Annotated in this window: 11 protein-coding genes; 1 reads left to right on the top strand and 10 read right to left on the bottom strand. The window is 40.5% G+C overall.

Features of this window, described 5'->3' with window-relative positions; all coding sequences use genetic code 11:
• The 8 genes from IQ264_RS28065 to IQ264_RS28030 form a co-directional block, all read right to left on the bottom strand.
• Positions 1-920: cytochrome c oxidase subunit II (locus IQ264_RS28065; RefSeq protein WP_193985166.1), on the bottom strand; the 920-nt coding region annotated here is incomplete at its 3' end.
• A gap of 426 nt (positions 921-1,346) precedes the next feature.
• Positions 1,347-4,469 carry an efflux RND transporter permease subunit gene (locus tag IQ264_RS28060; RefSeq protein ID WP_193985164.1) on the bottom strand — a complete coding sequence of 1,041 codons (3,123 nt, stop codon included), beginning with the start codon at positions 4,467-4,469 and terminating at the stop codon, positions 1,347-1,349.
• A gap of 106 nt (positions 4,470-4,575) precedes the next feature.
• The gene (locus IQ264_RS28055) at positions 4,576-6,111 is read right to left on the bottom strand and encodes an efflux RND transporter periplasmic adaptor subunit (RefSeq protein WP_193985162.1); all 1,536 of its coding nucleotides are present in this window, start codon (positions 6,109-6,111) and stop codon (positions 4,576-4,578) included.
• A 128-nt stretch (positions 6,112-6,239) separates the two neighbouring features.
• Positions 6,240-6,626 carry a DUF1634 domain-containing protein gene (locus tag IQ264_RS28050; RefSeq protein WP_193985160.1) on the bottom strand — a complete coding sequence of 129 codons (387 nt, stop codon included), beginning with the start codon at positions 6,624-6,626 and terminating at the stop codon, positions 6,240-6,242.
• A 1-nt stretch (position 6,627) separates the two neighbouring features.
• A complete protein-coding gene (locus tag IQ264_RS28045; protein ID WP_193985158.1) occupies positions 6,628-7,464 on the bottom strand; it encodes a sulfite exporter TauE/SafE family protein in 837 nt (278 codons plus the stop codon).
• Between the two features lie 68 nt (positions 7,465-7,532).
• Positions 7,533-7,790 (bottom strand): hypothetical protein, encoded by a 258-nt coding sequence (locus IQ264_RS28040; RefSeq protein WP_228061881.1) that lies wholly within the window; start codon positions 7,788-7,790, stop codon positions 7,533-7,535.
• 43 nt (positions 7,791-7,833) lie between these two features.
• Positions 7,834-8,481, bottom strand: coding sequence for a DUF2231 domain-containing protein (locus IQ264_RS28035; RefSeq protein WP_193985156.1), 648 nt, complete (start codon positions 8,479-8,481; stop codon positions 7,834-7,836).
• Positions 8,478-8,972 (bottom strand): DUF2231 domain-containing protein, encoded by a 495-nt coding sequence (locus tag IQ264_RS28030; RefSeq protein ID WP_193985153.1) that lies wholly within the window; start codon positions 8,970-8,972, stop codon positions 8,478-8,480. Before IQ264_RS28030 ends, IQ264_RS28035 begins: the two co-directional genes overlap by 4 nt.
• Positions 8,973-9,261: 289 nt before the next feature.
• Between IQ264_RS28030 and IQ264_RS28025 the strand changes: the two genes are divergently transcribed.
• Positions 9,262-9,588, top strand: coding sequence for a low molecular weight protein tyrosine phosphatase family protein (locus tag IQ264_RS28025; protein ID WP_193985151.1), 327 nt, complete (start codon positions 9,262-9,264; stop codon positions 9,586-9,588).
• 328 nt (positions 9,589-9,916) lie between these two features.
• Here IQ264_RS28025 and rppB read toward each other — a convergent pair whose 3' ends face one another.
• The gene (gene rppB, locus IQ264_RS28020) at positions 9,917-11,266 is read right to left on the bottom strand and encodes a two-component system sensor histidine kinase RppB (RefSeq protein WP_193985149.1); all 1,350 of its coding nucleotides are present in this window, start codon (positions 11,264-11,266) and stop codon (positions 9,917-9,919) included.
• A gap of 165 nt (positions 11,267-11,431) precedes the next feature.
• Positions 11,432-12,148: two-component system response regulator RppA (rppA, locus tag IQ264_RS28015; RefSeq protein WP_322744821.1), on the bottom strand; the 717-nt coding region annotated here is incomplete at its 5' end.

Below are 12,148 nucleotides of genomic sequence, written 5' to 3'. Positions count from 1 at the left end.
AGGGATTGGGGACTGGGGACTGGGGGAAATTCACTTTCTGCCTTTTTTGCTATTGTTTCAGTTAATAAACCTGGATTCCATCCCGTTTTGATTAGCGTTTTGGGCGGTTGCATTTGTTCAGCGATGACTGGATTTGTTGTTTCGATCGGCTGTTGAGCGACATTAGCAAGCCATTGATTGTAAGCTGCTGGTGATTCTACATATACATTCGTTTCCATAAGTGCAAAGTAAGTGCCACTATATTGTGAGTCTTGTAAGCGATATTTACCCACACGAGTCGGTGTAATCACTAAATCGATATCACGTCCAGGAATTATGTCTTGTTTGAGGCGAAAGGCGGGAACGAAAAAACCATGAATCACATCTTTTGCTTGCAAATCTAGTCTAGTACTTTGATTGACAGGCAAATGCAATTCATGACTGGTAACATTATTGGGATAGCGAAATGTCCAATCCCATTGTTTTGCAATCACTTGAATTTGCTCAGTTGCAGGTTTGGGGTTATCTGACTGGGCGTAAGCAGGAGATTCCAAATGGAGATGGACAATTTGCTTAAGTCCTAAAATATTCAGTTGATTGTAAATATTGATATTCTGTGCTGCAATCCATAATACTAATAACGTTGGAGCCACTGTCCAGAGAATTTCTAGCTTTGTACTTCCTCTAGCAGGATGTCCTTCACTGTAATCATCCGGCTTTGCCCGAAAGAATAAGACAGAGTAGAGCATCATTCCCACTATTCCTAGCAGAATAAATGCACCAACGGACACCAGAAAGCTAAATAAAGCATCTACACGCTGCGCTTCTGCGGTTGCTTGTGGTGGCATCCAAGTATAGGCTTGTTGTCCAATCCAATGACTTATAAATATAGCGATCGCAATCAGAACAGCGAGCAGACAATATTCGAGAAGATTTAACATATCGAATTTGGATTCCGCTTACTATAAACTTAAATTTCAGCGTCGGATAAAGTTTAAGAGGAAATAGCAGATTTTGTATCTAGCTAACGAAGGAATATTAGTTGCCTGACATTTTTTACATTAATATCTACTTCAACAAAATGTAACCATACTTTGATTGAGATAACTTCTATCCTAAGAAGAAACTAAATTTCACTCCTCTTTCATTTTTGGTAGGAAAGACTGATATAGCGGAATTACCAGAACAAATAAGCTGAGTTCTTGCACCGTTATCAACAAAACCTGAAAAACCGGGTTTCTTGTGAGTTTAAGTGTTTTGATCCCCCCTAACCCCCCTTATTAAGGGAATAACCGGATTCAAAGTCCCCCTTATTAAGGGGGATTTAGGGGGATCAAACCGATAATATTTGTAACCAGCAACTTGCGTTATTTATTGTTTATTGGTTCCTTTTCAGGAATTAATGTTATTTGGGTTGGCTGGGGTTTGCGATCGCTAAATCTCGATCGCATTTTTTCCATATATATATAGAATACGGGCGTAATATAAAGTGTTAGCAATTGAGAGAAAAGCAAACCACCGACTACAGCTAAACCTAGAGAACGTCTAGCTTCACCACCAGCACCAAAACCTAACGCGATCGGTAAAGTTCCCATCAATGCTGCCATAGTCGTCATCATAATTGGACGGAAGCGGACTAAGCAAGCTTCATAAATAGCATCTATGGGTTTTTTGCCTTCATTTTTCTGGGATTCAATGGCAAAATCAACCATCATAATCCCGTTCTTTTTCACAATACCTACTAACAAAATGATGCCAACAAAAGCATAAATATCTAAATCGACTTGGAAAATCATTAAAGTTAGTAAAGCCCCAAATCCGGCTGAAGGTAAACCGGAAAGAATGGTGAGGGGGTGAATGAAATCCTCATATAAAATCCCTAAGACGATGTAAATTACCAAAATGGCAACTACTAGCAACCAACCCATACCTTGAAATGAGGAAGCAAAGACTTGAGCATTACCTTGAAAGTTAGTCAGAATACTAGCAGGTAAAATTTCCTTTGCAGTGTTTTGCACAATTTCTAATCCTTTATTCAGCGATACACCTGGTTTGAGGTTGAAAGAAATTGTTACTGATGGTAATTGTCCGGTATGATTAACTGTGAGTGGCCCTACACCTTGGGTTATTTTCGCTATTGATTCTAAAGGAATTAATTGATTATTTGCCGAATGTACATAAAGCAGAGAAAGTTCTTCAGGATTTCGCTGATATTGCGGTTCTAGTTCCAAAATTACAGAGTATTCATCATTGGGCGCATAAATACTAGAAACTTCAGCGGAACTGTAGGCACTTCTCAGGGTATTTTGAACTTGTTCGATGCTAATTCCTTGGGTTGCAGCTTGTTCGCGATCGATCTCTATTTTGACTTGCAAATTCTTGAGTTGCCAATCGCTAGTAACATCCTGAAGATCGGGAATCTCCTGCAATTTCGTTAACAGTTCTGGTACATATTGGTAAAGGACATCCGTATCTATACTTTGCAGTGTTAATTGATAAAGACTTTTAGAAGATTGTCCGCCAATCCTAATTGGTGGAGGATTTTGTAAGAAAGCTTGAATCCCTGGAACTCTATTTATTTTTTTCCGCAAATCTTGAATAACTTCGTCTACACTAGGACGTTCAGAACGGGGTTTTAACCGCATAAATATCCGTCCTGAATTAGTTGTAGAACTAGCACCTCCACCAACACTGGAAGAAAAAGCTTCTATATAAGGAGATTTACGAACTATATTTGCTAAAGCTTGTTGATGACGTACCATATCATCAAATGAAATATCTTGTGCTGCTTCAGTACTGGCTGAAAGTTGTCCGGTATCTTCACTAGGAATAAATCCTTTATTAACTGTATTAAAAAGAAATCCAGTGGCTAAGAAGATTGCTAGCGAAACAATCATTGTGGTTTTGCGAAATCTAATTACCCGTTGCAAACTCCAGCGATATATTCCTAGCATTCCATCGAAAAATTGCTCAGAAATTTTGTATAGACGATTTGGTTTATCTGTATGTGGAGGACGTAAAAACCGACTGCAAAGCATTGGTGTCAAGCTTAAAGAAATTAAGCCAGAAACCAAAATTGAAGCACTAATTGTTACAGCAAATTCTCGGAATAATCTGCCAATGATTCCACCCATAAATAAAATGGGAATGAATACGGCTACTAGAGAAATTGTCATAGAAATAATAGTAAAACCAATTTCTTTAGTACCATTTAAGGCTGCTTGCATTCGTTTTTCTCCCATTTCCATGCGGCGGACAATGTTTTCTAGAACTACGATCGCATCATCCACAACAAACCCTACTGATAGCGTTAAAGCCATCAAAGAAAGGTTATCTAACGAATATCCCAACACATACATCAGGGCAAAAGTTGCCACCAGCGACATGGGAACTGCCAAACTCGGAATTATTGTGGCGGAAAAATTACGAAGAAATATAAAGATAACTAAAACTACTAAGCAAATAGCTAAGAAAAGTGTGAATTCAACATCATCAACAGAAGCGCGAATTGATTCCGATCGATCGTACAATAATTCCAGTTGAACTGAAGCGGGTAATTGTTCGCGGAAAGTAGGCAAAAGTTTCTTAATTTCATCTGCCACAGCCACAGTATTTGTTCCTGGCTGACGCTGAATTGCTAGTGTAATCGATCGCGCTTCATTATTAAACCAACTAGCAGTTTTATTATTTTCAACACTATCAATTACTTGACCAATTTCATTTAAATAAACCGGAGAACCATTCCGATAAGTCACAATTAAAGAACGGTAAGAATCCGCATTCATTAATTGCCCATTTGTTTGCACGTTATAATTTTTATGTTCTCCCGAAAGATTCCCAGTAGGAAGGTTAACATTATTTTGTTTAATCGCATTACTAACTTCATCAATACCAATTCCCCGCGCCGCCATTGCTTCGGGATCTAATTGAATGCGAACTGCGTATTTTTGAGCGCCATAAACTTGGACTTGGGCTACACCATTAACTGTAGAAAGACGTTGCGCGATGATAGTTTCTGCATAGTCATCGACTTTAGATAATGGCAAAGTTGGAGAGTAAAGAACTAAATAAACTATTGGTTGATCTGCTGGATTTACCTTACTATAAGAAGGTGGATTAGGCATATCTTGAGGCAAACTACGGCTTGCTTTTGCGATCGCTGCTTGTACATCTTGAGCCGCAGCATCAATATCTCTACTAAGATCGAATTGGATTGTAATTTGGGTACTGCCCAAACTACTGCTAGAACTCATTGAATCTAAGCCAGCAATAGTCGAAAATTGCTTTTCTAAAGGCGTTGCTACCGCCGATGCCATTGTTTCTGGGTTAGCTCCTGGTAAACTGGCAGATACTTGAATTGTGGGAAAATCTACGTTGGGTAGGTTGCTAACAGGTAACAAGCGATAACTGAAAATACCAAATAATAGAATGCCAAGCATGACAAGAGTTGTCATTACAGGGCGACGGATGAAAATTTCTGCTATGTTCATAAGGTTAGATTGATGAGGCTTTTGGTGAGAATCAGAGTTTTATTTTTAACCACAGATATCCACAGATGCACACAGATAAACACAGATAATCAATAAATTAAGTGGCTTATTTTTGAGAATCGGCGGGTTTTTCTTCGGTTTCTTTACCTGGCTTTCTTCCTTGTCCTATTCTTACTTTTGCACCAGGAACTAAACGCAGAGTTCCGTCAGTGACAACTTTTTCTCCAGGTTGTAATCCTTCGGCAATAACTGCATCTCCATCCACTGTTCTGCTGACAGTAATGGGTTGCATTTGAACGCTCATATCTGGTTTAACTACAAATACAAATTGACCTTTTTGCCCAGTTTGGATGGCTTGGGAAGGTACAGCGATCGCATTTGTTTCTTGCGTCAATTCTAATAGCACATTCACAAACTGCCCAGGCCAAAGTCTATTATCCAAATTGTCGAAAGTTGCTTTTAATTTAATTGTTCCCGTTGTATTATCAACTGCATTATCAATAAAAGTCAGCTTGCCTATTACGGGATGCTGTACGTCTTTACCGATAATTGCTTTTACTGTTAATTGACCATTAGCCATATACTGTCTAATTTGCGACAGCTTTTGTTGGGGAATAGTGAAGGTAACATAAATCGGACTAACTTGATTTATTGTTACCATTGCTGTTGTATCATTCGCCTTAATTAAGTTACCTTCTGTCACCAATAAACTGCCCGTGCGTCCATCAATGGGAGCATAAATTGAACTGTAACTTAATTGAATTTGAGCATTTTCGATCGCCGCTTCATCTGCTTTAACTGTGGCTTGAGCACTTTCGATGACAGCTTCATCTGCTTTAACTGTGGCACGGGCATTTTCCACTGCGGCATTACTGGCAGCGGCAACTGCACGCGCATTTTCGACGGCTGAACTACTTGCCCTAGCGGAAGCTTGAGCGTTTTCTATTGCTGCTTTTCCGGCTTGGGAAGTTGCACTCGAAGATTCCGCTTGAGTGCGATATTGTTCATATTGGTTTTTACTAATTGCGCCTTCTTTAAGCAAGCTGGCATAGCGCCTTGCTTCTGCCTCTGCTTGTCTTGCTTCCGCCGTATTCTTACTTAGATTGGAGATTGCGGCTTTAATTTGGGCGGCATCTGCATCTCGTTTTGCCTCAGATTGTTTAATTTGTGTCAAATCTGCCTGCCATTTTGCATTAGCTTGCTGCACTTGGGCCAAATCTGCCGATCGTTTTGCCTCTGCTTGCTGAACTTGTGCCAAATCTTTTGCTAAAGTTGCTTTTGCTTGCGTTAAACTTGCTTCTAGAGGTCGCGAGTCAATTTTGAAGAGCAAATCGCCTTTTTTCACCAATTGACCCGGCTGAAAATAAACGTGATTTAGCTGTCCTCCGATTTGCGCTTTTACGGATACGACAGATATAGCTTCGACATTGCCGATCGCGTGAATTTCTAATGGTATAGTTTTTTGAGCCACAGTCGCCACCTTTACGGGCACAGCGTCTTTACCCCTCACCGCTTGAGGTTTTGCAGCTATTCCCTTACCAGAACAGGCAGACAAACAAGTTACCGCCAGCAACAGCAAACTCAGACGACTGAGAACTAATAACCTTAGATGTATGTCTCTTTGACTAAAAACAAGGCGCATTTTGTAAGACTTACAAACAGTTAGGTACACTAACTATAATTCTAATAGACTAGTATTATTATCTTTTAGCTTATAAAGATAGCAGGAAGTTTTAGTGAAAGAAGGGAACAGGGAACAAACAGAACAGCTCAAGTTGGGTTAAATAAGCTATATAGCAGAATTGCCAGAACAACTAAGGTAATTATCAGGTAAGTACGATCGCCTTGTTTGGCAAAAGCGATCGCAGAAAATGCAACTCGTAAAATTGGAGTTGCAATCAAAATCAATAATCCAAACTGAATAAATCCACGTCGGCGAAATGATAGGACATCAGATGCAACTCCAGGTATGCTGCGTAAATCAGCAGGTTCGCCTCGAAAAATTTCGTAGTTCGGTGGATTCATCCCATAATGACTGAGATACCTGACTCCGCCAATAACGACAAAAATTACGGCAAGACTTACGCCAAATCTTAGTAAATTACCGAGAAATTGTGCAAATCGATGTTCTGCAATTTCTTCAGTTGATTTTGCCATTTCAAATCCTTCCGATCAAACCGTTGTAAATCATCTGGAGTGCCAGCAATACAATAATTCCGCTAAATACAAGCCGTAAGATTTTTGGTTGAGCATGAGTTAGCACTCTTGCGCCCAGTAATGCCCCCAGCAACACACCCAACATCACAGGCATTGAAAGTCCTGGATCGATATACCCGCGACTGAGGTATGCGCCTGCGCCTGCGGCAGCGGTGACTCCAATCATGAAGTTGCTGGTGGTGGTAGAAACCTTAAAGGGCAGTTTCATCATCCGATCCATTGCCAGCACTTTCACGGCACCCGAACCAATACCCAGTAAGCTGGAGAGAACACCTGCGATCGCCATTAGCCCAAAACCTGCGGGAACATTCTGGACATGATAAGATTGCCAACCTTGTTTAGTTGGATAGCTACCATCTAGCTTTAACCGAGTTGCAATCAAGTCGGGTTGAAGAACTAAGGAATCGTCGTGATTGGTGTGGGTAGAGAGATAGGCAGAGTAAAGTAAAACTAACCCAAAAATTATTGCTATTAGAGAAGTAGGAAGTTTGGTAGCTAAAAATGCACCAACCAGTGCGCCAAGGGTTGTGGCAATTTCTAAAAACATACCAATCCGAATATTAGTAAATCCCTCTTTAACATAAGCAGCAGCGGCTCCAGAGGATGTGGCAATGACGGAAACTAAAGATGCCCCGATCGCATAGCGAATATCAACCTTAAATAATAAAGTCAAAACGGGAACTAATACACTACCACCACCTAAACCAGTCAAGGCACCAAGAAATCCTGCCACCAGGGAAGTAACCCCAACTAACAGAGTGAATTCCAAAATGTTCACATTCTTGTACTTCCTTTGCTTTTCAAGAGATAATATTCCATCAATATAATACTTTTGGAATCAAATCATCACCTTGAGAAAGCCAAAAATGCTATAAAGCCGAAACTCAGAACTAACGCTGCAATTAGAGCATATTCAAATCGACGACTAAAGAAACCAACGATCGCGACAATTCCTATAACTAATAGAAAAGAACCAATATAAACACTCAGCTGTTCTCCATGATTAATTAAAGGATCGGCTGGTACATTTGAAGGAGAATGTAAGGTTTTTGGATCTGGTAAAGGGCCATCCGCAAGTAGGGCGTTAATTTTTAACATTTTCATTTTATTTTGCTCAGATTGATACAGATAATTTGCCGCAGTTTGGTTAGCGATTAGTGGATTTTTCTGTTAACACTTCATTTGGGTTTTTTCCCTGTTGTAATAAGTGAGCCGCCGTGTTATGAATGCCAAATTCATCTCCCAATTGTGCGCCCAACGTTCCATGAATATATAACACACCAAGCAGTACAATACCTACCAAAAGGTAGCTCCATTGCACTTCTCTGGATGTATCTTTGTGCGATACGCCTGACGGCACGCTACGCGATCGATAATGTTGAAATCCTCGCCAAACAGCCATCCCACAAATTGTAGTTAGTAATAAAATTCCACCCAGTCCATGAAATAACATTGTTAAATTGGCACTCAATCCCCAATCGCTGATTTGATTAATTGGTGGTTTTGCCAACATTAACTCGAAAAAGCCTGCGGCAACTGTGAAAAAAGTAACGATCGCAGCTGCTAAGAGATTATACCAACCTACTTCATAAAAGCTCGATCGAATCGCGGGTAATGCCAAAAATTTGAAGATGGGTTTTCCCAAGGGAAAGAGTGTTCCGGCAATGTCAAAGGCGATCGCAATAATCACTAATCCCAAGGTTAAATGAACTAACTGAGGATGAATCGGAATCGAATAAGGTAAATCATTCGCTCCAACCTTAATTCCTGTTAAACCAAGCAATAAAATCATCATTTCAAAATTCCTTGTCTGGTTGCTTCTACTACAGGTTCTACATGGAGTCCGTACACCCAAACTAATTGACTGCCCAAAATCATTTGAAAAAATACCAGACAAGTCAAAAAAGTTGCCGATCCTAAATAAAGAGGAGAAACTTTTAAAGGATTTCGATAGCGCATCACAAACCGCCAAGCAGTTATTGCTACCAGAAATGCTGCTAAAAACCAACCTGTAATTGTATGTAAAGTTAATGTTGATTGAGCCGCTTTATATGGTTGTGCTAAACCTGCTTCAAATTGACCAAAAATCACAGCTAGAAAAATAGAAATGGCAGCAATAACTAAATTCCAAAAACTTACTTCAAACAATCGAGGTTTGCGTGTTAAGTAGCCCAATACATCACAAACAAATGAAAAAAATACCATTGCAATTACAAAATGAACAATGATGGGATGAATTGGATCTGGATAAGGAAGACCATTGCGATTCAGGGGTAAATTGAACATTGTTTTGCTTGTCAGATCGGTTAATTATGTGACAATCAGATTGTCATTGGTTATTAGTATTTACAAATAGTTAGTTAAAATTTTAGTTAAATTTTATTTCATTAACTTACTAATCAAACATTAAATAGAATAATGAAATGAGCCTGAAAGGTATCTATCTCTTTGGATAGAGATTTACCACCTATAGCACTACGCATAAAGGTTAGGACAGTAATATAATTTAGAAAAAATCAGCTAAAGAAAGCTAGTCGATCGTCAACGAAAAAGCTTTAAGGTTAACTTGTTAAGTATGAAATTGTTGTTTGTTTGTAGTCAGAACCGATTACGTAGCCCTACAGCCGAAGCAGTATTTGCAGAGTATGAAGGATTAGAGGTAGATTCAGCAGGACTCGATCGAGAAGCAGAAATACCATTAAGTAGTGAGGCAATTCAGTGGGCAGATATTATTTTTGTGATGGAGAAGTCACACCGAAGCAAACTCTCAAAAAACTTTCAGCCCTGGCTTAAACATAAACGAGTAATCTGCTTGGATATTCCTGATGAGTACGAGTATATGGAAACGGCTTTAGTAGAATTGTTGAAGAAGAAAGTACTACCTCTGTTAGGAACTTTTTAGGAACTTTGTTAATAACACAAATTGCTAGTTATTAATTCTTTCCTGTTACCCCGTGATGTTAATAGGCGAAGCTTGGGCTGGTTCCCCCCTTGTTAAGGGGGGCTCCAGGGGGGATCTAAGCTGTGATTACTAGGTTTTGATCCCCCCAACCCCCCTTAACAAGGGGGGCTAAGACGGAGGGCTAAAAAGGGTTCTTTATCTTTCTCTGTCTGCCCTTTGCGAATATCACTTAACAAGGGGGGCTAAGACGGAGGGCTAAAAAGGGGGACTCTAGGTTTCAGGCAAAGAGTGCGTAAGTCCTATGTCGGGAATCTCAATCCGCAAAATCCTATTTATGCTCTAAAAGTAGTCGCACTGTAAAGGTACTACCTTTTCCTAGCTGACTCTGAACATGAATGCTACCCTGATGGGCTTGTACAATTGCTTGTACGATCGCTAATCCCAATCCTGCTCCTCCAGTATGACGCGATCGATCGGCTTGGACTCGGTAAAAGCGATCGAAAATCCGCCTTTGATCTTCAGGAGCAATTCCAACTCCTGTATCTTGTACCTGAATAATGGCGTAACTTTCACTTTTGTTTAGTAACACAATTACTTTGCCACCCGCAGGCGTTGCTTGAATGGCATTATCAATCAGGTTGCTTACTAGACGATAAAGTTGTTGTTCATTGCCCCAAACTGCCAAAGGTTCTGATACTTGAAATTGAGCAGTAAGTGTTACCTGATTAGCGATCGCCATAAATGCCAATTCCTCAATCAAATCGCTAATCAAATCATTTAAACAACAAAAGATTTGTTGCGGTGGTTCTTGTCGCTCTAATCGGGTCAGAAGTAACAAATCTTTCACCAATTGGGATAGCCTTAGCGTCTGACTTTTGAGTTTGTTTAGCTGTGTATTTGTTAACTCTAAAACGGAAGATTGAGTAGAATTAACTTGCAGCAGCGTTGCGTCAATAGTAGACTGCATTGCTGTTAGCGGAGTTCGTAACTCATGAGCAGCATCTGATGTAAATTGTTGGATTTGTTGATAGGAACGGTAGATTGGTTGCATTGCCAATCCTGCTAACCACCAGCTTGATAAACCGACCAAAATTAACGCCACTGGACACCCCAGCAACAGAGTTAACCGTAAAGCAGTAAGATGTTGGTCTAGGTCTGCCAGCGATCGCCCTATTTGCAGATAACCCCATTGTTGATTCTTTGACTGGAGTGGCAAAGAAATTTGGCGAAATTGTTCTCCTGAAGCTGTTTTCAAAGTCAACCAACGAGGAGAACCAGGAGTTAATGGTAATTGATCCAAGGGTAATCCAGCGATCGCGATCGGTGTATTGGACAACTTGGACAATCGCAGGTAAAAACTAACAGGTGCAACGGCTCCAGAAATTCGTCGTTTGACTAATGTCCCTTGAGTAAAACAATTTGCCTGAGTCTGACACAGTTCCAGGGAAAGCTGCTGTGCTAATTTTTGCAGTTGTCCCGGTTGTTGCAATACTGGCTCAATACTCTGATCGATGGCATCAGCTACCGATTCTAGCCCTTGATCGATCGTTTCCCAGTAGGCATGAGCAATCACTTGATATAGCCCAAATCCGCATAAACCAAGGATGCAGCCCATCACCCCCGCATACCAACCAGCGAGTTGCAAGCGTGTTCGGCGAAATAAGCGATTTTGGTGCATCGAAGGAAAGTTTTGAGTTTTGAGTTGTAGGGGCGGGTTTAGCAGAAAATTCTTGACTCTCAGCAGAAGAATTAACAACAAAACCCGCCCTTACAGAGTTGTAAGTTAAAAAGAAGGTTTTCAGTTAATAAACTTCTCCTTGTCCCCTTGTCTCCTTGTCCTGATTTACTGATGGGTATTAAAGCGATAACCAACACCGTAAATATTTTCAATCAAAGGACTGCTGTTATCATCTCCTAGCTTACGTCGCAGCAGTCGCACTTGAGCGGCAACCACATTACTAATTGGTTCTTCGCCAATTTCCCAAAGCTGATTCAAAATTTGATCGCGGGTCAGAATTTGGTTGGGATGTCGCATCAGGTATTCTAGCAGCTGAAATTCTTTGGCAGTCAATGCAACTGCCTGTTTCTCCTCATTGGGTAAAGTCCGAGTAACTGCATGAGTTGCATAATCTAGCGAGAGGCAACCAACCTGTAACTGTCTTGGTTGGAAGTGGGGTACTCGACGGCGCAATGCTCGTAATCGTGCTAATAGTTCGGGCATTCCAAATGGTTTTACCAAATAATCATCCGCTCCGCTATCGAGCCCAATAATTTTCTCTTCCATCCGGTCTTTAGCAGTTAGGATTAAGATTGGCAGGGCGCTGTTTTTTTCCCGCAACCGTTTACACAACTCAATTCCAGAAATTCCTGGCAACATCCAATCGAAGACAGCGAGTGTATATTGCACCCAGCTGTCTTCCAGATAACTCCATGCCTGAGTTCCATCTAAAAACCAGTCCACGATATAAGCTTGATGGCTGAGAACTTCCTTGATCGCAGACCCTACATCAATTTCATCTTCAACTAATATTAATCGCATAATGAGGGGCGGGGTTAGGGG

The sequence above is a fragment of the [Phormidium] sp. LEGE 05292 genome, assembly GCF_015207735.1.
Classification (GTDB): Bacteria; Cyanobacteriota; Cyanobacteriia; order Cyanobacteriales; family Aerosakkonemataceae; genus Floridanema.
The sequence above is the reverse complement of the archived record's forward strand: the minus strand, read 5'-3'. Positions and strand labels throughout refer to the sequence as shown.